General features: G+C 37.0%; 20 protein-coding genes. 11 read left to right on the top strand and 9 right to left on the bottom strand.

Translation table 11 applies throughout. The features are described from left to right. Positions 1–8 precede the first annotated feature (8 nt). The 8 genes from AACL18_RS03020 to AACL18_RS02985 form a co-directional block, all read right to left on the bottom strand. Positions 9–872: a DotH/IcmK family type IV secretion protein gene (locus AACL18_RS03020; RefSeq protein ID WP_339051325.1), complete on the bottom strand. Its 864-nt coding sequence runs from the start codon at positions 870–872 to the stop codon at positions 9–11. Between the two features lie 98 nt (positions 873–970). Further along, positions 971–1609 (bottom strand): type IVB secretion system apparatus protein IcmL/DotI, encoded by a 639-nt coding sequence (locus AACL18_RS03015; protein WP_339051324.1) that lies wholly within the window; start codon positions 1607–1609, stop codon positions 971–973. A gap of 427 nt (positions 1610–2036) precedes the next feature. Further along, positions 2037–2558 (bottom strand): OmpA family protein, encoded by a 522-nt coding sequence (locus AACL18_RS03010; RefSeq protein WP_339051323.1) that lies wholly within the window; start codon positions 2556–2558, stop codon positions 2037–2039. 11 nt (positions 2559–2569) lie between these two features. Further along, entirely contained in the window at positions 2570–4930 is a 2361-nt protein-coding gene (locus AACL18_RS03005) for a TraM recognition domain-containing protein (RefSeq protein WP_422395894.1), read from the bottom strand. Positions 4931–4937: 7 nt separating this feature from the next. Next, complete coding sequence (icmP, locus tag AACL18_RS03000; protein WP_339051322.1) at positions 4938–6068, bottom strand: type IVB secretion system coupling complex protein DotM/IcmP; 1131 nt, start codon at positions 6066–6068, stop codon at positions 4938–4940. 117 nt (positions 6069–6185) lie between these two features. Continuing rightward, positions 6186–6755: a Dot/Icm secretion system protein IcmQ gene (gene icmQ, locus AACL18_RS02995; protein ID WP_339051321.1), complete on the bottom strand. Its 570-nt coding sequence runs from the start codon at positions 6753–6755 to the stop codon at positions 6186–6188. A 19-nt stretch (positions 6756–6774) separates the two neighbouring features. After that, entirely contained in the window at positions 6775–6978 is a 204-nt protein-coding gene (locus AACL18_RS02990; RefSeq protein WP_339051320.1) for a hypothetical protein, read from the bottom strand. A gap of 58 nt (positions 6979–7036) precedes the next feature. Further along, the gene (locus tag AACL18_RS02985; protein WP_339051318.1) at positions 7037–8218 is read right to left on the bottom strand and encodes a class I SAM-dependent methyltransferase; all 1182 of its coding nucleotides are present in this window, start codon (positions 8216–8218) and stop codon (positions 7037–7039) included. A 28-nt stretch (positions 8219–8246) separates the two neighbouring features. Here AACL18_RS02985 and AACL18_RS02980 point away from each other — a divergent pair, with 28 nt between their 5' ends. Then, positions 8247–9005 carry a pteridine reductase gene (locus AACL18_RS02980; protein WP_339051317.1) on the top strand — a complete coding sequence of 253 codons (759 nt, stop codon included), beginning with the start codon at positions 8247–8249 and terminating at the stop codon, positions 9003–9005. Positions 9006–9174: 169 nt separating this feature from the next. Here AACL18_RS02980 and AACL18_RS02975 read toward each other — a convergent pair whose 3' ends face one another. Next, on the bottom strand, positions 9175–9873 hold the full coding sequence (locus AACL18_RS02975; protein ID WP_339051316.1) for a hypothetical protein: 699 nt from the start codon (positions 9871–9873) through the stop codon (positions 9175–9177). Positions 9874–11132: 1259 nt separating this feature from the next. On the opposite strand from AACL18_RS02975, the gene AACL18_RS02970 reads away from it, so the two are divergent. The 10 genes from AACL18_RS02970 (at position 11133) to AACL18_RS02925 (ending at position 21258) form a co-directional block, all read left to right on the top strand. Continuing rightward, positions 11133–11354, top strand: a complete 222-nt coding sequence (locus AACL18_RS02970; protein ID WP_339051315.1) for a hypothetical protein — start codon at positions 11133–11135, stop codon at positions 11352–11354. Positions 11355–11542: 188 nt separating this feature from the next. Next, positions 11543–13954 (top strand): hypothetical protein, encoded by a 2412-nt coding sequence (locus tag AACL18_RS02965; protein ID WP_339051314.1) that lies wholly within the window; start codon positions 11543–11545, stop codon positions 13952–13954. A 191-nt stretch (positions 13955–14145) separates the two neighbouring features. Continuing rightward, on the top strand, positions 14146–14877 hold the full coding sequence (locus tag AACL18_RS02960) for a hypothetical protein (RefSeq protein ID WP_339051313.1): 732 nt from the start codon (positions 14146–14148) through the stop codon (positions 14875–14877). Positions 14878–15174: 297 nt separating this feature from the next. Further along, positions 15175–15639, top strand: coding sequence for an SUF system Fe-S cluster assembly regulator (locus tag AACL18_RS02955; RefSeq protein ID WP_339051312.1), 465 nt, complete (start codon positions 15175–15177; stop codon positions 15637–15639). Next, complete coding sequence (sufB, locus tag AACL18_RS02950) at positions 15636–17078, top strand: Fe-S cluster assembly protein SufB (RefSeq protein ID WP_339051310.1); 1443 nt, start codon at positions 15636–15638, stop codon at positions 17076–17078. The genes AACL18_RS02955 and sufB overlap by 4 nt, the downstream gene beginning before the upstream one ends. Before the next feature lie 24 nt (positions 17079–17102). Continuing rightward, the gene (gene sufC / locus AACL18_RS02945; RefSeq protein ID WP_339051308.1) at positions 17103–17867 is read left to right on the top strand and encodes a Fe-S cluster assembly ATPase SufC; all 765 of its coding nucleotides are present in this window, start codon (positions 17103–17105) and stop codon (positions 17865–17867) included. Further along, the gene (sufD, locus tag AACL18_RS02940) at positions 17861–19195 is read left to right on the top strand and encodes a Fe-S cluster assembly protein SufD (RefSeq protein ID WP_339051307.1); all 1335 of its coding nucleotides are present in this window, start codon (positions 17861–17863) and stop codon (positions 19193–19195) included. Before sufC ends, sufD begins: the two co-directional genes overlap by 7 nt. Further along, positions 19182–20429 (top strand): cysteine desulfurase, encoded by a 1248-nt coding sequence (locus AACL18_RS02935; protein ID WP_339051305.1) that lies wholly within the window; start codon positions 19182–19184, stop codon positions 20427–20429. The genes sufD and AACL18_RS02935 overlap by 14 nt, the downstream gene beginning before the upstream one ends. Positions 20430–20440: 11 nt before the next feature. Continuing rightward, positions 20441–20902: a Fe-S cluster assembly sulfur transfer protein SufU gene (gene sufU, locus AACL18_RS02930; RefSeq protein ID WP_339051303.1), complete on the top strand. Its 462-nt coding sequence runs from the start codon at positions 20441–20443 to the stop codon at positions 20900–20902. An 11-nt stretch (positions 20903–20913) separates the two neighbouring features. After that, positions 20914–21258 carry an SUF system Fe-S cluster assembly protein gene (locus AACL18_RS02925; RefSeq protein WP_422395893.1) on the top strand — a complete coding sequence of 115 codons (345 nt, stop codon included), beginning with the start codon at positions 20914–20916 and terminating at the stop codon, positions 21256–21258. Positions 21259–21260: the final 2 nt, after the last annotated feature.

Genomic DNA, 21260 nt, shown 5'->3' with positions numbered 1-21260 from the left:
AAGATTATTTAAAACCCTTCAACTTTTAATTGGATAGACTGTCCATCTTCAAAACCCAAGATAAGAGGTGTTTTAGGCATTTCATAGGCCTTCATACCATCTGGACTCGACATTGTTGCAATCCAGGCGGGTGAAATTAAGGTTAAACGCGTGCGCACGTAAAGATGATCGCCAACTAACCAAACTTGAGCGAGGCCACCGGAAATTTTTAAGGCGGAATTCCCTGCGGGCGGAACACCTTCTAAAATATTTAATAGCTCAGGATCAGCGCTTTGCGGTAGATTTCTTCCTAAGAGCGCTTTTGCATTAGGACCATTACCGGGAATACGTAAATCAATACGATAATCTACTGCTTTTTGCCCAGATATAAGCGTCACCATCACCGGAGTTTCTAAACCGCGTAACTGCACAGCAAGATTTCCAACGTTGTATAAAGAAGTCGCTTGTATCATCAACAGATTACTTTTTTTATCCCATTGAATATTAAAGGCTTGTGGATTACCGATATCATAATTATCCACAGGCCAGGGTTGGCCTGTGGAATCAAGAAATGCGAGTGTCGTTACATAACCTTCCGCTAAACGAATAACCGTGGGAGTAGCGCCGGGTTCTAATTTCACATATTGAGATGAAATAGTGGGACGTGGAGGCGTACCAGGTGTCGTGACCGCTGCTGCTTGTGTTTGATTGAAAAGTTCTCTTAAGCGTTTTATTTGCTCCGGCGACATCGGCAACATCGTTTGTGCCATTGTTCCAAACGCAGCTTTATTCAGCGCTTGAATTGAGACTGAATCTTTATCGTTATCATTAACAACGTCTGATGATTTGCTAGGAGGTGAGTCTTGTTTAACAAAATTTTCTGCAGCTGCCATCGACACCGCCAATAGGTTGACTAATATTATTGATGCTAAAAAACTGAAAATAGTACGCAGTCGCTTTTTTGTTTGAACAGAAAAAAAATACATAGCTGTTAACCGGTTATACCCCCGCCTCCCGATACAATAAATTGTGCAATACCGATACCACGTGGCGATGTTAATGTCGAAACACGAACAATCAACATCGTGATTGTCACTGCTTGCTGAGAAAATTGACTGGCACTTTGGAAAGTAATCAACATCGGAATTTGCACTTTCCAGGTATAACGATCCGCTAATAAGCCTTGTTCTAATATGACCGGAACACCCGTCGCCACAGCAGAAACAATTAATTTTTTGCTGATCACAGCTTGCAAGTTATTCGAGCTCTTTATTGCCGCAAAAAACATTTGTTTTCCTTCTGGCGTAAAATAATCGGCGGCTTGTTGTAATGCTTGTCGATAATTTACAAAGTTATAACTATAGGCTGCGGTAGCCGCGGTATTAGACCATTCCAATACGGCAGCATTACTTAAATTCGGGTGTGTAAAAGCCACCAAAGGGACAATACGACCATCAGGGGTCATTGCAACATAACGTGGTTCAGGTGGATGTGTAACGATATAAAATAATGCGCCCGCTAAAATCAACATAACGAAAAAACTGGATATTAAAGCGGCGACAACTTTTCTATAATTATCCCGATAAAATTCGTTACGTAATTTAACGACTTGTAAGGCATCTTCATTCATGGTCATCTCAATTTTAAAATTATTCTTATTAATTAAGTACGCGTCGTGTTAGGGAAATTTGATAAAACTAAACGTGTTAACTTTCCGTCTTGAGAACTTGCATAAAAATCTGGAGTAGCAGAAAAAATAGCGAAATAAATAACGAGTACACTTAATATTAAAATTATCAATAAACTCAGCAAGAGCGCACTACAAACTCGATTGTAATTATACCGATAAAACCCTTTACGCGATTTAAGCAACTCAATCCGATTCCCCACGGCGACCCTCTTCTTGTCTAATTTGGCCTTATTTCAAGGAACTATAACCCAATAGCCGTCGAAAAAGCTAGTTTTAAATACATCATTAAATTTTCCAAAAAAAGCTTTTAATTATAATTTATTGGCTCATTTCCTAAATTTTAATGGAATCTTTAGCTCAGCTACCTTCACTCACTATCTTCTGGAAGTAAATGGCGGGTTCTTATCTCGGTGGATAAGATTTGAGGTTGATCTCCGTCAAACCTCACCCCTCGTTCATCGCTTTTATCATTTCTTTCCCATGCTCTAGCCACAATAATTCGTGTACTTAAACCATGGTCTAACAAATAGTCCTCGATAGCTAAGGCCTGTTGTTTGGCTAAATCTGATGTTTCTTGTTGTAAATCGGGCGTTGGTGTAAACGTCATCACATCAATACCCAAATTTTTTCTTTGATTAAGCAAAGTAACTAGCTTAGTTAATGTAGGATAAGCGCTGACTTTTAGTCGAGCAGTTCCTTTAATAAAAAAACAGTTATTTGGAAGAATTAATCTTAATTCATCACCCACTTCCAACCTACGAACACCGCCTTCACTAATAGCGCTTAACAAATTAGTCTGTTGCACAGCTGGGCTGAGCGGTTTTTTGGGTGTGCTCGCACACGCGACAAGCAACAAAAAACTAAATAATAAAAAAATTCGATTTTTCATAATAAACTCGTTTATGACTTTTCTTCACGTGCTGCTTGCGCCTGTTTAATAGCTGACAGCAATTTGTCTACATCCTTTGCCACTTCCACTCCTGGCAAGATATGATGCAACGCAGGCGGATAATGTGTCGCAATCGCCATATCCTGAACAATTTCTGTAGCGATACTGTTGGCATGTTTTTCAAATTTACCCGATACTTTTTCTATCACCGCAACTTGTTTTTGTATTACAGAACGTTTTAGAAATGCCGCGTTAAATTGATCCGGATTATCTACCATCATCAGACTCACTAATTGCGGTGTCGCAGTTAAAGGAGTGAATATATTCAGTTCATTTGCAGGTAATGATGCTGTTTCCTCTCCAAGAGTTTCCTGTTCGCTACTGTTTTCTGCGGACTCATCTAAGGCCAATAAAGCGGGCAGCGCCGCCTGAATGGGGCTGAGATCAGCTTGCCCAGATAAAGTTTGTGACAACTTGGTAATAATGGCTGACTCATCGAGTTTTTTGAGTAAAAATTGTTCTTTCTCAGTCACTAAGCGAAAACTTTGCAGGCGTGATTGCAAATCTAACAAATAGCGATTAGTCGGCAGACCCACTTTCAAAAATTGATTCAGGCGCATGCGCGCCACCGGCCGTGGGTTTGCATAAAATAATCGTGCTCGAATAATCTTAGATTTAAACAAAATATGTGCTTCACCTTCTCGTTGTTCTTTTAAATCGAGCAAATCGATACGTGCGCGTTTTTCTGAAGAAGCACTGCGTGTATCCGCATAATTATTCATTACACTTTCTGCACGTGTTTGAAAAGCATCGACTTTAGTGACCCATGCTTCGCCGGCACTTTTGGAAAAGAAATCCCAAGTTTCTAATGGATCTTCCAATTTCATACAAAGTTTTATATTACAGTTTGCACCTATCGATGCCGCTTCTTCTTTAGAAGCTTTTTGAAAGGCGGGTAAATCTTGGCCTGCGAAAACAATGGAAAATCCTAAAGACCGTGCTTGCGCAGGAACCACTGCAAATCCAGGGACTGCGTAATAACCATATTCATCAAGTACACATAAATACGGGGTTAACGCATTGGTGGGCTTACGTTCAATAATATCGCGGTAATCTCCTTCCACTTCCTCACCTAAACCTGCGGCTAACATAGCCTTTAAGGAAGCAATAATCACTTTACCTAAATTAGATAACTCATCAGGGGATTTCTCAAAAGCCGGCAGTAACACTAAGAGTATACGACGATTTAAAACCACATCTTTTAAATCCACTTCTGCCAAATTAGTTCGTAAAATATGACCGTAGGTATCAGCTAGGGATCCAAACACTCGGGTTAACTGCATGGTAATAAAACCATGCTGCTCTAATACTTGTGAGACTTGTTTTCCTTTTTTGGATTTATCATAGCCCGGTAAATTAATCAGATAATTAGTAATCGGCTCTAATACGACTTCGGGTATATCCATCAAGCTTAAAGGCTCTTGGCCATCGCGCGGGAATATTTTATCGATAACAATATTTTCTACGCGTGTTAACTCAAAATAATTACGCACGACGTTAACATCTAATAAAATTCCACCTTGATCACGAATATAAACCAATAATTTCATTAAGGCTTCAACGAATACTATCGCTCTACCTTTCCACATATCCCCATCGGGAGTATTACTACTACTATCCATTAAACTGACAACGAGCTGCGATAACATACTCGAAGAACCATTAGCAAAGGGATTCATCGTATTTGACAAGCGTTTTTCTTGCGGTCCGACAATATCCCGTGCACCGGTCATGAAATTAACGACCAGAATATCGTCTTCACGCCCCATTGAACGGGCCATAGAGAAAACTTTAGCAAATAAACTGTTATCTCCCTTTCCATCGACATAAATAAAACCACTACCCTGTACCAATGCATTGAAAGCCAATGATATTAATGCTTCGGTTTTACCACTTCCGGTGGAACCAAAAATTAAACAGTGCGTGCGCATGTCATCGTTGCTAAACCACAATTCCTCACCACTGGATATTTCATTACCAAACAAACAAATACCACGTGCTTTTTGTGGTTTATCACTTCCGGCTTTTAAATCATTGTGATCTAATTTATGCGAACGTTGCGGCATGCGAAACGGCAAACTAGTTTTACGTGTATAGGCGTAAAGAAAAGATAGAATACCCAATAAAAAAATAACGTCGGCAATTGCTGGAATAAAAAATGCGCCTGAAGCAAAACCTACGAGTAAAATAGTCACTGCTGAAGGATTTTTGAAAAAATCGACAAAACGCTGCGATAGCGTACGTGTATCGCGTAATAACTTACGCGGATCTTGTTCGTGTTTTTGTTCTAAACCACGTGCTATAGCTACCATACAGCTCTCACCCTTCTTCTTCAGAATCAGGAATATAAAGTATGTCTTTAATCGCAGCTTCCAGGCCATTCACCGCTTCTTCTACCATAGGAACCATGAGTCTTCTACCCATCGCCTGCTCGACATTCCAGTGCGCAAATGGACCACTCACTTCTGCAAAAGCGGTTTGACGGCCGACAGAATTTAACATAAACCACAATAATCTATCTGTCGGTTTAAGCCACAAAAAATCTGCAGTCGCTAAAACTCCTTCTTTTCTTGCTAATACCAGCATCGAGGCCATTACCGATAAAACATAAGCATGACTATGCATCACGCGTTGGACTAATTTATTATTTTTATGTTTTTCTAACAAGGCATCAGCCCCAGAAAAATCCAACCGTCCGTTAGCTGTCGATTCTGCGATTTTCAGTAATAATTTCAATGCACCATCACGATCGCGATTAGCCCTAGCAGCAAATACCGCAAATAATGCCTTGGTTGCCGGTTTTAAATAATGGAAACCTTGCCAATACTCTCCACACTGCATCACAAAAACGTGATGCGCAGCCTCTCTTTTTATACTCACTGTCCTTTGATTATGCTTTTTTGCAGTCATCGTCATGGAAGAAATAATTTTTTCTTCATGTAATAATTGATATTTTTTGGCAAATTGCATCGGTGATAAAGCCATTGCCCAAGGACCTTTATCAATATCTTCTTTGATTAAATCCAGCTTAATGACCGGTGAAATTTGTGGCCAATTTTTTCTTTCCGCTTCGGCAAGCGTCTCCATATTATAAAATCTTTTAAATTGTAAATTAATGTGGCCAAAATAAATAATTAACGCCAATATTACAAGGATCACGATGATCGGATAACGTAAGTAATTGCCGACTTCACGGCTGACATCTAGCAGTTGTGGAAAAGGTACGTCTGCAGGAATTAGACGATGAATATTTAAAGGAAGTTGCCACATGGAAGGCAAGGCAAATGAAATTAAACGCGACTCCCAGAATTTAATCTGTAATGCACAGGCAACAATTTGTGTATGAAAAAAAGCCCATAGCAACCATCCTAAAAGAAAGATACAAAGAACGATCCATAATGGAGCAAGTGAATTATCTCCAGATTGCTGTTGTTGTGGGGGAGCAGCCATAATTGTTATTTATTTTTTATATTCTTCGCCCTTGAATTTTTGTTACCGCTTAATTTTTATTCACGGCACTTGCCAAAAATTCTATTGCTGTGAGTATATTTTTATATTTTTTTAAATTCAATTTTGCTTAACTAAAAAATTTCTAACCAATTTATATTGTCCCGTCGCATGCACTAAGCGAACAATATTCTTCAGCTGTATCGCCGCTTCACGCAAGCTAATTAACTTGCGCCCTTCGCGATCGGTACGAACTAAATCCGTCGTATCCGATAAAATAGCATCGCTATGTACTTTAACTACAGCGTAGGCATGATTTAAATTTCTATCGTTTAAACGTATTGCGGCTTGTACATCCGCTTCATTGTAGTAAATGGGCCGTCCCATCGTATAATTAACTAAAGATACCACCACTTCTTGCCATTTACTCATATTGCACCCTTGCGATTGATAAAGCGCAATATACACTTCGGTATGTTCACAACTACCCGCTGCTAGCAAATCATTCGTGGTTTGCTCATGATGTTGATCTAGACCGACTTTAATAACAAAATTATCACGTAACTCTTCGAGTTTTTTCTTAATCCCTTTCAAAAACAAATTGGATTGCCACGGACCCGCTACTATTCCTTCGTCTAATATTTTCTTTATTTCTAAAGCGACTTGAATTTCTTCCTCAGTCTGAAGCATAAATTTAAGCCCTCGTTCATCAGCGACTAAAAGTTTGCGTTCGTGTCGGTGTAAGCACCGATGCTGATGTTTCGACTTTTTCGGATAAAACCCCTAAACAATCACGGGCCTGTCGGAAGGCAGGGCTAGGGCTTTTCGCCATTATTCTGTCAGTAGCCTTTTTAATACTAGCTAATTCTGCTGAAACATTTTCTATTCCATCTTGTAAAGATCTGTCTGTCACTGCCACTATAGTCAGCTCCTTCCAAATTATTTTTTGATAAAATTAATACAAACCAAAACTATAAACGCATCCGTTTATCGTATAACTTAAATCCATTTAATGGGAAAAACTCATAGTTTCGGGTCAAGCCCATCACTTTAATAAGCTCTCCCATTTCACTCGGTGATGTTAGTAAATGCACCTGTCGGTTAACATCCATCGAGGATACCTCATCATAACATTTTTCTGTTAAAGGTAACAAATCATTGTTAAGCAAGAACGCTGCTTGCGAGGTGAAACCAGCCACTTTTAAACCTGATTGAAGTGCTGCTTGTGCCATACTGCTAAAATCCACGGAGGCCGTAATATCCTGTAAACCCACTAAACTTAAGGGATCAGCATGGGCACGATGTTGGTAATAACACAGGAGTGTCCCGTTCGCTCTATCGGGGTGATAATATTCTTGCGCTGGAAAACCATAATCGATAATTAACGCCAAACCCTGATCTAAAGCGCAACTCAGTTTGCCCACCCAATCAGGGAGTCGCCTGCACATTTCTGATTGATAGATTTTTATCTCTGAAAAATAGTTTGCCTGCAATTGAGTTAATTGACTTATTAGCAAGTCATCTACTGGAGCAAGATGATAAATAAATCGATGTTTTTCACAAGCAACTCGCACCTCTTGAATACAATCTTCAGTCCATAAATATTGATGTACCGGTAATGCATCTACCACTTCATTAGCCAAAATTACACCTTTAATAGGCAGCGCTGGCCATTCGTCTAACCATTCTACTAACGAGAATAAATGAGGGATATCTTGTTGCAAGCGTTCTTGTTGACGCTTTTTAAGTGTTGGACTAATTTCGAAAATCTTATAGGTGCAAGGCAAGCTTTGTTCTTGTTCTAAGAACAACAATAAATCAATAGCTAGTTGGCCAGTGCCCGCTCCTATCTCTAAAATATCCGCCTGACCTAAATTTGCCAAAACTTGTTCACACTGTCGACCGATGCAGCGTGCAAATAATGGAGAAATCTCAGGTGCGGTAGTGAAATCGCCTGCTTTCCCAAATTTATCTAAAGCCGCTGTATAATATCCGAATTTTGGCTCGTATAATGCTAACTCCATAAATCGTGCGAAACTAATAGAGGCTAATGGCTCATGACTTATTTCGTCGCTAATCAACTGACACAACATAGCACTTTGTGCTTGCAATGCATCCGTCGGAACCGGTAGACCTAGCGGTATTTTTATCATTGTTGCTCTAACTATTTAAGGTAAAACCATGCCAGATAATTCTATAGTAAACAATAAGGTAGTGCTAATAACTGGCGCCGCAAAGCGTGTCGGTGCAGCTATTGCTCAACATTGTCATCAACAGGGCATGCGCTTAGCCATACATTATCGAGAATCTGCCCAGCACGCTTCTACCTTATGTGCAAGTTTTAATCAACAACGCAAAAATTCGGCTATCGCATTAAAGGCTAACTTATGCGATACCGACAAATTGCAAGGCTTAATCGCACAGGTACTTGGCGAATGGGGCCAACTCGATGTTTTAATCAATAATGCTTCTAGCTTTTATCCAGTGCCTTTAGCCAAAGTAACATCTAAAGAATGGGAAGAATTGATGACGAGCAATTTAAAAGCCCCGTTTTTTTTATCCCAGCTGGCTGCCCCCCATCTCAAACAGCAAAAAGGTTGTATTATCAATCTCGTCGATATTCAAGCACGACGTCCCTTAAAGAATTATTCTGTGTACTGTATTGCTAAAGCTGGCTTAGTGATGCTCACAAAGAGCTTAGCCAAGGAATTAGGACCTGAGATTCGCGTCAATGCCATCGCACCGGGTATAGTATTGTGGCCAGATGACGAAACTGAATTTAATGAAGCTTTACGTGAAAAAATCATCGCCCGCAACGCCTTGAAGCGCGCCGGAACACCTCAAGACATTGCTAAAACAGCGGTTTTTTTAATTAACCACGCAGACTTTATCACTGGTCAAATTATCACTGTCGATGGCGGCCGTTCATTGGGATATTAGACACAAACCAATTTTTGCCCTAAGTGAGTTTTGCGGTAAATTTTTTTCACAATCAGAATTAGGGTTTATTGAATATCAAACCCGCGCCCATACAGGCCTATAGCTCTTAGTAAACATCCCTGTTAACACAAGCTTCCATTCAAAAAAACTTTTATTCTATAAATTGGTTTTATATTTTCACGGAACTCGGAGAAATATGCGGTACTGTTTCAGACAGCAATTGCTCATTAGATGCATCAATTTGGTTGGTCGTTTTTTGGAAAAAAGAGCCAAAATTGTGAGGGGTACCAGAGTGATTTTCAACAGATTTTTTTTGATCGTGGCTTGCGATTTTCGTTTCATCCATAAGTTCCATAGCTTCCATAGAGTTTTTAAGTATACTCAAAGTTTCAATCTCAGTTTGGTCCGACAGAGAAGGACTGGGAAATGGATTTATACTGACAAACGTAGCTGCAGCTATAAATACACCAGCAGCAGAACTGGCAAACGTCGCATAAATAATCCCAAGTGTGGTTAAGGGAGAAATAACTATACCAAACACAACTCCTAAACCTAATGCCACAGTTGCAAATGCAAATACAAGCGCACATGCAATAAATACAGTGAGCGCCAGCATTCGTAAGGTATTCAAGGCTATTTCTTTGTAAAAACTTTTCGTTGTTCTCTGATTAACTCGTACCTCTTGAATTTTTATCAAGCCCTTTAACTGTTCATCATCTAAAAGTATTTCCCCATCAGAATTTATGGATTCTATGCTGCGTGTTAGACGATCAGCTAGTTCTTCTGTAATTATACTCTTTTCTTTACCCAAGTTAATGATTTCTTGAAGTTTTTCGGTAGAAATTTTTGTAGTGGTAAGTATAGGCATAAACACTCTTTAAAAAAATAAATTTTTTATTAGTATAACAATTAATTCTTAAGAGTTTATTAACCAATTAATTAAATGAGTCTTTGTAGGACAAAGCAATCAATCGCATTCTGAGATTTGGATTTAATTAATTTGTTATGGACTTGATTAGAAAAAAACAAATCCCCTATAGTTTTAGAATCTATGATATAAATATGAATAGAAAAAAGTGATCTAACGCAGCAATAAAATAAAAGCGGAAGATCTAAAAGGCTGAACCAACAGATCAAGTATTTTTCTTTAATAAGTGCACTGGCAGTTGCATGAATACCGTAGACAATCTTTTAACGCACAAGTGATGAAAAAGGCGGGTTCTTAGATAAAATAGAAAAAAGTCCCGTTAGTGTCTTAATCTACTTGAAAGCGACAACGCTACGATGGCGATTTGTGAAGCACTTTAGGCTTCCTACTTAAAGTAGGCATGCACACCATGCTTCAAGACTATCTCCAACCTTCTAGGATCAAACTTCAAGCGCAATCCAACGGAACTTTCATACTCAAGTTTAGCGCTTAATTTGAATAATGCAAATTATCGAGCTAGGTCATTTTTTGATCTATTCCTACTTTTTCCATAAATATTGAAGTTGCCTATGCAAAAAAAAACTGGATGCTTAATTTTTTACTTCAGGCGTAACAACATCAGGGTTTAATTAAGAAACATTGATTCGCCTCTTTTACATCAAAGTGGATTCCAGTAAGCTATTTCAAGCTTATTAATTTAATATTTAGTTAATGTTTTAACGATAAACTTAAAAGGAATAAAATAATAAAAATTTTAATATGGCGACAATCACTGTACATCTTTTAAATTTTCATGGCCCCTTTTCTCATATTGAGATTGTATTAGAAACACATCATCCAAGGACAATGAATTTTATAGAATTAATCGTTGGGAAACAGATCCGCCCAACCGTTCATGGGATTCGGACTATGAATTAAACTCTTGTAAAAAATGTATTCAAGCAGCAAGTTGTGTATTCAGCTTCAATATTGAAGCAAATCCTGATGATATCACTCGAGAATGGAAAAATTATTGGAATGAAACTCAGCAAACAGCAAGTATTTTTGATAATAATTGTGCTGTGACAACTCAATGGTTTTTAAATAAATTCGCAAACATTCCGGATCCTGATTTTTTATATGTTAGTCTCAATCATCTTGCTTTTGGAATTGTGTGGCCAAGTTTAATACCATGTTTCGTAACACTCCCCGGGCGAATCATGTCGAATGCTATGGGGATTTTCTGTTTTAGCATATCTATCGCTGCGAACGTTTTAACCGGAGGAATTGCTAGCGTTGCTGCAGTAGCTTGTGTAACTTTGGGGGCTGTCAGTGCCTATGGATTTTTTAAAGCTTATAACTTATCGTCAAAAAAAATTATTTCAGATTGTTTATCTGACAAACATTTAACTTATACGCCTGGCCAGTTTCTTAGTAACTGATCATTCAATCTATATATTTTTTATTACTCGCTGGCTTCGTTCTTCTCCGGTTTTTGTCAACTGAATTATATAACTTTTTTTATCCCTTAGATTTTTTGTCCTGAGATTATTTCTCTTTTCAGAAGTACTTAATAAATATTTAAGATTAAAATGTTATTTTATATCAAATTTATTTATAACGCTATGCAATGACAACATCGTCCATAGACAGAAAATCCATCACTTTAAAAGTATTGCAACGCTTGGGCCAAATTAAAGCAGCTAATATCTTTAACAAATACCAAGAACAAATGGATATGCAACCTCTAGACGTTAATCTAGAATACTTAAAACTACAAGTTAAAGCTTTATTTCTAGAGCGTGAAGAAAATATAAAAGTAATAAATGTTTTTTTACAACAGCTAGAGAAAAAATTAAACACTATTAAACAAGTTCCCTCCGAACAAGAACTAAAAAAACTCAAGGACTTACTATCGGATTTTTTGAAAAAACTTGCTGATACCATAGACTGCCAACAAGGCACCAATAGCTACATCATTAAATCTATACATTTAACTGTTTTTTCGAGTGAGTATATTATTAAAAAAATGTCGCTAATTTTAAAGGAGAAGGCACAACAAGGATCCATAGAAGAATTTCTGAAAGCCGATTTAAGAACCCATTTTGAAAAATACGACGTCGCTGAATTGAACTCACTTAAAGATTCTACTTATAAAAATAAACTAACATTCTTGAGAAATTCTCTGGAAAAAAAAATAATATATAACTGCTTTTTAGAAAAAAATGAACTCGAAAACATAAATAAAATTAAATTATTTGATGAAAAAAAATTAAAGTTACTTAAAAAAAAATCTTTGCTTGATTTCATTAGGGTCAACGAACTTCAATTACATTTAAAATATATTATTAAGCAAATAAACCTATTATACGATGCGGATAATTTTAAAAAATTCCTTGGTGATTTTGTATCATCTTATACTTTAGTATTACCTCTAAATAATATTCTTATAGAACATATAAAAAAATTAAAAACTTTGTTAATTGCTTTAAACCATAGTGACATTAAAAAATTAGATTTAAAAAATTTAATTGAAGAAGTTAACAATATAGCTTTTATTAGCTATGATCTCCTTTTTGCTAAACCTGCAAAAAATTTAGATGAGAAAAATCAACTACTAGGTTTTTTAACACAGCTATTTCGAACATTAAACGAGCAATTAATGGATAGGATTTATTTAATCAAAAATGAATCGCTAAGAAATAATTTTTTAGAATCTATCAAAAATATGACTCAAGCCGTTAAGCTTACTAAAGAACATCTATTATATATTACAAATATTCTGCAAAATTCAAAAGGAAAAAAAGATTGCTCTTATGCTGGATGCCAAGAATTAAAGCAAACGATACTCAATACCTACTTTATTGTTACTTTAGAGTTTCCTAAACAAAACTTCAATAAATTAAAAAACAAAATTGCCAAATTGATTGATCTTGAACTAAAAGATGAAAGTAATAAAAAATCATCTTATTTACATACTATAATTTATCTAGACACCGTTTTAGAAAGTCTACAATCTAAACAATCTAAGGAAGCTCATCTACAGACTGAACTGAGCATGATTCGTTCTCACTTAACTAGGGCAAAAATAGCCTTATTAACTGCTACTCATTTAAAACCAGCCAATCAGAATCTTGATTCTACTAAAAATCAAGAACAAAACCTAATAACATCTCACCCCAATCCCCCTAGAAAAAATCCTATAGGCATTAAAAAAATCCTTCTGGAGCAAATTAGAGGCACTATTAATTGCTTAAACAGTGATTTTGAAATTTTAGAAAAAAATAGACCATTAAAATATCAAGGTGAGTTATTCTCAATATTTTTTAGTGCTAATTGTAATATTCCTTCTAACATTCAAGGGATGATGAAAGAAATAACCTGTTTATTAAATTCTAATCATCCTAACATTAAACCTATACAAACAAAACTTCATAGCATTCATTTAAAACTTGATTTTCTGAAGCATTTGATAGAATTACATAAAAAAGCTTCGGATCAAGAGAAAACTGAAGATAGCCGTTTTCTAGCTTTATATGGCTTAGTCGAAATGGAAAATGAATTCATTCAAAAATTGTTAAAAATAAAAAAATTATTTAAAAACACCTCAGTTTTTGATAAATTTTTAAGATTAGAGAAAATTATTTTTAATCCTATGAATTCAACAAACATCGTTGATGCTGTTGATATAGAATTGGCGCGAGTAAAACTACAAAATATTAAAAAAATATTAGATGAGCTTTCACCCTATATTATTCAAATAAAAAATGAGAAAGATAAAGAAACGGTGAATTCTTTATTAGATAAGTTTAAAACATTAATCACTAGCTCACAAGTTAATGATTTATTAAATGATCTTTTTATTACTATTAAAGAAAATTCACTTAAAAAAAATGAAAGCCATGCGCAGAACCAGCAAAGTTCGCCCCCATTGCTACCTCCTAAAAAAAATTGTTTTTTCAAGCCTACCGGTCAAATTTGCCCTGTGAATAATACTACAAACTTCCCCAATGCTAATACTCACAATAGCAAAAATACATAAAAAAGTAACGTAAGTCTCAAAACTTAAACTTTTTTTATTTTCATTTGTGCCTCTTATTGCACAACCTTTACATAGCCTTTTTTGTTTTTTGTCTTGTGCTGAGTCTTAATGAATAGTGTGTCTTAATATTTTCTTAAGTTATGTAAAATAACATGATAAAGTTTTCTTACTATTTAAACTGCGAGATAATTATGTTTACAATACCACTTCAGACATTAGAGGCTCTACATAAATTTGGAATTAAAAATCAAATATTTTCCTCAGAAGATAACGACCCTCTTAAAGCTTTATTTTATGATACAAAGGATAAGGCCTCTAAGAATGCAAAGGCAGAGAATTTAAGTGTAGATTTAGAAAAGTTGAACAAAGATCAACTAGAAAAATTTATTAAAATTCAAAATTCAAAAATTTTCGCGCTAAAATCTAATCATCATGCGCCATCAAAAAAATACTCAGTTGAAGAATCAGTTGAAAATAAATTTTGGGCAAGACTTAAAACATCATTGAAAATGGGTTTAGCATTCCTTCCAATAGCTATTTTCGTATCGTTCATGATTGCATTGGTTGCACCACACTTAGTTGCACCTGCCTTATTTTTAACGTGTCTCGCATATGGTACCCCTATTTTTTTTTCCATTGGTGCAATACTAGGTGCATTTATCAAAACTCCTAAGGAATTTCAAAAAGATAAATATGAAAGAAACTATGAAAAATCTTTATCGGCTGAAAATTCACTATTGAATACTTTTGAAAAAGAATTGGGAACTCGCACTCCACATGAGAAACAAAATTCGCTCGAGGTTAATAACACGATTATAAACACGAACAACCCGCGTTACACTGAAAAAATGTTTACAGATCCTACACCAGAAGATAGTAACTCAAATCAAACCTATAATAATCGCTCACCATCGTACAAATAACTGATTTAATTGATTCAAGCACTCGAACAATAAATAGATTTTATTATTCGAGTGGATCTTTTAATCTGTAGAAATAAGCGCGCTAATCAATAAACACCGTGCGACTCACCATCACTCCTTACTTATTCGAAGTATCATAGGCTTCCATCCTCCTATTTCTCCCAATCCCTTTATACAAAAGTTGTTCGTATATTAAAATTTTTTTCCTCTTTTAGTAGAGAGAAGCTTGTTTTTGACAAGGAATAGGACTAAAATGGTCCCATTTCAGACGGGTATAATAAAAACTTACTTCTTATTATGTTAAGGCTCAGCAAACTAACCGATTATGCCGTGGTCATCATGGCGTATTTATCGCAACATCCTGGACTTGCCATCAATGCGAAAAACATTGCCGAGCATACTGGCATCTCTTTACCGACAACCAGCAAGCTGCTGAAACGTTTGAGCCATGAAGGCCTTTTACACGCTAATCGGGGTGTTAAAGGAGGCTATCAACTCGCTTATCCGGCGACAGATATTTCACTAGGAACGGTAATTCAAACCCTAGAGGGTCAAATAGCACTCACCGAATGTAGTCATACCACACTAGCCTGTAGCTTAGAAAAACAGTGTACGATACGTGATAACTGGCGTAGGATTAGCGCCTTTATTCAAGCGACTTTAATGCATATTAGTTTGGCAGACCTCATTCAACCCGTTAGACTCAACCCATTAGAAACGATAAAAATTCCACTTCATTTGCTGCCAGAGAACAATCCATGACCCAAGCTGCTTTAAACAAATTATTACAACAAGATTATCAACATGGCTTTGTCAGTGATATCGACGCGGACACACTGCCTTGCGGTTTGAATGAAGACGTTATCCGGCATATTTCTGCTAAAAAAAATGAACCGGAATTTTTATTGGCTTGGCGTTTAAAAGCCTACCGTCATTGGTTAAGCTTATCCGAACCGCACTGGGCGGATTATATGCATTATCCGGCTATCGACTACCAAGCAATTAGCTATTATTCGGCACCCAAAATAAAAAAACAACTGAATAGTTTAGATGAAGTCGATCCGGAATTGTTGCGTACGTATAATAAATTAGGTATTTCACTTCAAGAACAAGAACGTTTATCCAATGTTGCCGTCGATGCCGTCTTTGATAGTATTTCTGTCGCTACCACGTTTAAAGAAAAATTGCGTGGTATGGGTATCTTATTTTGTTCCTTTTCCGAAGCGGTACAAGAATATCCAGAACTCATCAAAAAATATTTAGGCACAGTCGTTCCCTTTACCGATAATTTTTATGCCTGTTTAAATGCGGCGGTGTTTACCGATGGCTCCTTTTGCTATATACCACCAGGCACACGCTGCCCCATGGAATTATCTACCTATTTTCGTATTAATGCCGCTAATACGGGCCAATTTGAACGCACATTAATCATTGCGGATGAAGGTAGTTATGTTAGTTATTTAGAAGGATGTACTGCACCACAACGAGATGAAAATCAATTACACGCCGCGGTGGTCGAGCTAATAGCCTTAGATCATGCTCAGATTAAATATTCAACAGTGCAAAATTGGTATCCTGGCGATAAAGATGGCAAAGGTGGAATTTACAATTTTGTTACTAAACGCGGCCATTGTCGTGGTGTACATTCAAAAATCTCTTGGACACAAGTCGAAACCGGTTCAGCCATTACTTGGAAATATCCGAGTGTTATTCTGCAAGGCGATGCTTCTGTCGGCGAATTTTATTCCGTTGCGCTAACCAATCATAAACAACAAGCCGATACCGGAACCAAGATGATACATATTGGTAAAAACACTAAAAGTACGATTTTGTCGAAAGGGATTAGTGCAGGCCATGGTCAAAACAGCTATCGTGGTTTAGTCAAAATAGCAGAAACAGCAGACCATGCGCGCAATTATACGCAATGTGATTCACTCTTGATTGGTGGTGACTGCAAAGCACATACCTTCCCTAGCATCGAAGTTAAAAATCAAACCGCACAAATAGAACATGAAGCCTCTGCTTCTAAAATTAGTGAAGATCAACTTTTTTATTGTTTACAACGCGGTCTCGATAGCGAAGAAGCCCTTTCATTGATCGTGAATGGTTTTTGCAAAGCGGTATTTAAAGAATTACCTATGGAATTTGCGGTTGAAGCACAAAAATTACTGGGTCTTAGTTTAGAAGGGTCCATTGGTTAATTACTCATTTAAAGAAAGAAAAATATGTTAACTATTAAAAATTTACACGCAGAAGTCGATAACAAGAAAATATTACGTGGGATTAACCTACAGGTAAAACCCGGCGAAATACACGCGATCATGGGTCCTAATGGATCGGGTAAAAGTACCTTAGCCAATGTTTTAGCAGGCCGCGGCAATTACACACTCACGCAAGGCGAAATTAATTATTTAGGTGAAGATTTAACCCAATTAACACCTGAGCTACGCGCGCGTGCCGGAATATTTTTAGCGTTTCAATATCCCGTCGAAATCCCTGGCGTTAGCAATGTTTATTTGCTGAAAGCTTCGTTAAATGCTATCCGCAAAGCACGTGGTGAAACTGAGCTTGATGCCATGGATTTTTTAAAACTCATTAAGGAAAAGCTAAAGTTTGTCGAAATGGATCAAGATTTTTTGTACCGATCAGTTAATACAGGTTTTTCTGGCGGTGAGAAAAAGCGTAACGAAATTTTACAAATGGCACTTTTAGAACCTAAATTAGCACTTTTAGATGAAACAGATTCCGGTTTAGATATTGATGCTTTAAAAATAATTGCCGAGGGTGTGAATAATCTGCGTTCGCCACAACGTGCTATGGTGCTCATTACGCACTATCAACGTTTACTCGATTATATTAAACCAGACCATGTACATATACTGGCAAGCGGAAAAATTATTCGTTCCGGTAATTTTTCTTTGGCGCAAATCTTAGAAAAAGACGGTTATAGCGCTATTTTAGAAGAAGAATCCTTAGGTGAAACATGTTAACAAATAAAAAAAATGTTGACCTTAACGCCGTAGCCCACTATTGCCAGGAATACCAACGCGTTGAAAAAAAATTAATCGGTCAAGGAGAAAAACATTTGCATCGATTACGCTTGGATGCTTTAAAGCAATTTTCTACACACGGTTTTCCTAGTAAAAAACACGCCGATTGGAAATACACCTCTTTAACGGCATTATATCAAACTCCTTATTCTTTAAGTATGTCTACGTCTGTCAACGACGTCGCAACAAGCATGTTGGGTCCACTGAACGGCGATTATCGCTTAGTATTCGTGAATGGTTTTTTTGCCGCACATTTATCTACAATTCCGATGTTAGCGAATAACAGCATAATATCGAATTTATGCACTATGTTGCATCAATATCCTGATCAATTAAATGCGACTTGGAAACCTAAGGAAACGGTAGTAGAAAATAGTTTTACACATTTAAATACTGCCTTTATGCAAGAAGGTGTTTATATTTATTTAGCGGCTAACACGCGTTTGAGCTCTCCGATAGAAATTTTGTTTATTAATACAGAAGAAATATCCCAGCGCTTTATTCCATTGCGTAACATCATTATTGCTGAAGAAAATAGCCAAGCCACTATTATCGAAAAATACATCGATTTGACCTACAAAAATAATGCTAATTATTTTACGAATACCGTTACTGAATGCCGTTTAGCGACAAATAGCCATATTGAACATTACAAAGCCATCACCGAGAGTAAACAAGCACAGCATGTTGGCAATCTTTATGTTACACAACAACAACAGAGTCAATTTTCTGCTTATTCCTTGGCTTTAAGCGGCGCTTTAATTCGTAGCGATGTTACTGTTAAATTATTAGCACCCGATGCACATTGCCAATTAAAAGGTCTCTATTACGCTGTAGGTCAGCAACAAGTGGATCACACTACGCAGATCGATCATGTCAGCCCGCATACTCGCAGTGAAGAATTTTACAAAGGCATTATTGATGATCGCGCACGTGCTGCATTTAATGGCAAAGTGATTGTTCGTGAACAAGCGATTAAATCTAAAGCTCAACAGCTGAATAAAAATTTATTATTATCACCCCTTGCCGAAGTGAATAGTAAACCACAGTTAGAAATATTTACCGATGATATCCAATGTACGCATGGAGCTAGCATTGGTCAACTCGATAAAGATGCCTTATTTTATTTACGTACACGTGGATTAAGTGTAACTGCAGCGACGGAATTACTCGTTAAAGCCTTTATTCAAGACATCATTGAACAAATGCCGCTATTTAGTGATGTTACTTTACCCAGTTTAATTAAAAAAACATATGAAAGCATTTGACATAAAAAAAATAAGATCTGACTTTCCTATTTTACAACAAAAAATAAAAGGCAAGTCTTTAGTTTACCTTGATAATGCAGCAAGCACGCAAAAACCACGTTCTGTTATCGAACGTTTAGACCATTTTTATCGTTATGAAAATAGTAATGTGCATCGTGGTATCCATACCTTAAGTGAATTAGCTACTGAAGAATTTGAATTAAGTCGTGAAAAAATTCAACAGTTTATTCATGCAAAATCGTTTACAGAAATTATTTTTGTACGCGGTACCACTGAAGCCATTAATTTAGTTGCGCAGACCTATGGTTTAAGCCAGATCAAAGCGGGCGATGAAATTATTATTTCGTATATGGAACATCATGCCAACATCGTCCCTTGGCAAATTTTATGTGCACAAACCGGCGCCAAACTAAAAGTCATCCCAATTAATGATGCAGGTGAATTACTACTGGAAGAGTATCAACGTTTACTCAACCAAAAAACTAAACTCGTCGCTATCTGCCATATTTCCAATACACTCGGAACTATTAACCCGATTAAACAAATTATTGATTGTGCCCATGCGAATAGTCCAAATACCAAAGTATTGGTCGACGGCGCGCAAGCAGTCGCTCATCAAAAAGTTGATGTACAAGCTTTAGATTGTGATTTCTATGTGTTTTCCGGTCATAAGTTATTTGCGCCGACGGGTATAGGTGTTTTATATGGTAAACAGGAATTATTAGCTGCCATGCCCCCTTATCAAGGTGGTGGCAGTATGATCACCGAAGTGAGTCTAGAAAAAAGCTATTACCGCGAACCGCCGTATAAATTTGAAGCCGGCACACCACACATTGCAGGAGCTATTGGTCTAGGAGCCGCAATTGACTATCTTAATCTATTAGATTTTGCTGCTGTACATCTTCATGAACAGCAATTATTCGACTATGCTAGCAAAAATTTACAAACGATTCAGGGCTTGCACTTAATCGGTACTGCCAAAGAAAAAGCGGCTATTTTGAATTTTACGGTCAGTGATTCACGTGGCATACGTATCCATGGACATGATATCAGTGACGTATTAAATACTGAAGTCGGTGTTGCAGTGCGCGCCGGCCAACATTGCACCATGCCATTAATGCAACGTTTTAATGTCGATTCTACTGTGCGCGCTTCCTTAGCGTTCTACAATAATAAAGCAGATATTGATGCCTTAATAAGCGGTTTACACACTTTAAAACAATTGTTTAAATAAGACTTAAGAAAATGATGTCAGATTTACGCGAACTATACCAAGAAATGATCCTAGACCATGGACGCAATCCTCGCCATCATCACACAATGCCGTTGGCGAATCGCTCAGCAAATGGTTTTAATCAGTTCTGTGGCGATCGCTTAACCGTATACCTTAAAATAGAACAGGAAAAAATTACAGGCATTAGCTTTGAAGGTTCAGGTTGCGCCATTTCTATGGCATCTGCTTCCTTGATGTCAGAGATATTATCGGGTAAAACACTTAAGCAAGCCGAAGCCTTATTTGCTAGCTTTCATCAGTTATTAACCAGTGCAGCCACCACATCTGAACAATTACAGGATCTAGAAAAATTAGCGGTATTTGCTGGTGTTAAAGCCTATCCAGCGCGCGTAAAATGCGCAACTTTGGCCTGGCATACCTTACAAGCCGCTTTGAAACAAAACAATGCATTAGTTTCTACCGAACAGCAATAATCGACATACCTATGATGACACTGACACCCTATCCACTGACCGAAGACGCATTAATCACTTTAAAAAATACTATTATCGAAGCACTTAAAGGCATCTATGACCCAGAAATTCCGGTCAACATTTATGATTTAGGACTTATTTATAATATTTTTATTGATCCACAAGCATTGGTAAAGATTGAAATGACTTTAACTTCGCCGGGTTGTCCTGTAGCGCAAACTTTTCCCGGCATAGTGGAAAATGCGATCAATAATGTGGCGGGTGTCAGTGCAACGCAAGTGGAATTAGTGTGGGATCCACCTTGGAGCACTGAAAATATGTCCGAAGCCGCTAAATTACAATTAGGTATGCTATAAAA

The organism is Rickettsiella endosymbiont of Xylota segnis (assembly GCF_964019545.1).
Classification (GTDB): domain Bacteria; phylum Pseudomonadota; class Gammaproteobacteria; order Diplorickettsiales; family Diplorickettsiaceae; genus Aquirickettsiella.
This window is presented reverse-complemented; position numbering and strand designations above follow the sequence as displayed.

What these genes read in the sequence shown, in the direction of transcription:
- AACL18_RS03010 (WP_339051323.1), bottom strand. Translation starts at nt 2,558, where the DNA reads ATGAAAAATCGAATTTTTTTATTATTTAGTTTTTTGTTGCTTGTCGCG.
- AACL18_RS02985 (WP_339051318.1), bottom strand. Translation starts at nt 8,218, where the DNA reads ATGATAAAAATACCGCTAGGTCTACCGGTTCCGACGGATGCATTGCAA.
- sufU (WP_339051303.1), top strand. Translation starts at nt 20,441, where the DNA reads ATGATGTCAGATTTACGCGAACTATACCAAGAAATGATCCTAGACCAT.
- AACL18_RS02980 (WP_339051317.1), top strand. Translation starts at nt 8,247, where the DNA reads ATGCCAGATAATTCTATAGTAAACAATAAGGTAGTGCTAATAACTGGC.
- AACL18_RS02960 (WP_339051313.1), top strand. Translation starts at nt 14,146, where the DNA reads ATGTTTACAATACCACTTCAGACATTAGAGGCTCTACATAAATTTGGA.
- AACL18_RS02955 (WP_339051312.1), top strand. Translation starts at nt 15,175, where the DNA reads ATGTTAAGGCTCAGCAAACTAACCGATTATGCCGTGGTCATCATGGCG.
- AACL18_RS02935 (WP_339051305.1), top strand. Translation starts at nt 19,182, where the DNA reads ATGAAAGCATTTGACATAAAAAAAATAAGATCTGACTTTCCTATTTTA.
- icmQ (WP_339051321.1), bottom strand. Translation starts at nt 6,755, where the DNA reads ATGCTTCAGACTGAGGAAGAAATTCAAGTCGCTTTAGAAATAAAGAAA.
- AACL18_RS03020 (WP_339051325.1), bottom strand. Translation starts at nt 872, where the DNA reads ATGGCAGCTGCAGAAAATTTTGTTAAACAAGACTCACCTCCTAGCAAA.
- AACL18_RS03015 (WP_339051324.1), bottom strand. Translation starts at nt 1,609, where the DNA reads ATGAATGAAGATGCCTTACAAGTCGTTAAATTACGTAACGAATTTTAT.
- AACL18_RS02970 (WP_339051315.1), top strand. Translation starts at nt 11,133, where the DNA reads ATGTCGAATGCTATGGGGATTTTCTGTTTTAGCATATCTATCGCTGCG.
- sufC (WP_339051308.1), top strand. Translation starts at nt 17,103, where the DNA reads ATGTTAACTATTAAAAATTTACACGCAGAAGTCGATAACAAGAAAATA.
- sufD (WP_339051307.1), top strand. Translation starts at nt 17,861, where the DNA reads ATGTTAACAAATAAAAAAAATGTTGACCTTAACGCCGTAGCCCACTAT.
- AACL18_RS02965 (WP_339051314.1), top strand. Translation starts at nt 11,543, where the DNA reads ATGACAACATCGTCCATAGACAGAAAATCCATCACTTTAAAAGTATTG.
- icmP (WP_339051322.1), bottom strand. Translation starts at nt 6,068, where the DNA reads ATGGCTGCTCCCCCACAACAACAGCAATCTGGAGATAATTCACTTGCT.
- sufB (WP_339051310.1), top strand. Translation starts at nt 15,636, where the DNA reads ATGACCCAAGCTGCTTTAAACAAATTATTACAACAAGATTATCAACAT.
- AACL18_RS03005 (WP_422395894.1), bottom strand. Translation starts at nt 4,930, where the DNA reads ATGGTAGCTATAGCACGTGGTTTAGAACAAAAACACGAACAAGATCCG.
- AACL18_RS02925 (WP_422395893.1), top strand. Translation starts at nt 20,914, where the DNA reads ATGATGACACTGACACCCTATCCACTGACCGAAGACGCATTAATCACT.
- AACL18_RS02975 (WP_339051316.1), bottom strand. Translation starts at nt 9,873, where the DNA reads ATGCCTATACTTACCACTACAAAAATTTCTACCGAAAAACTTCAAGAA.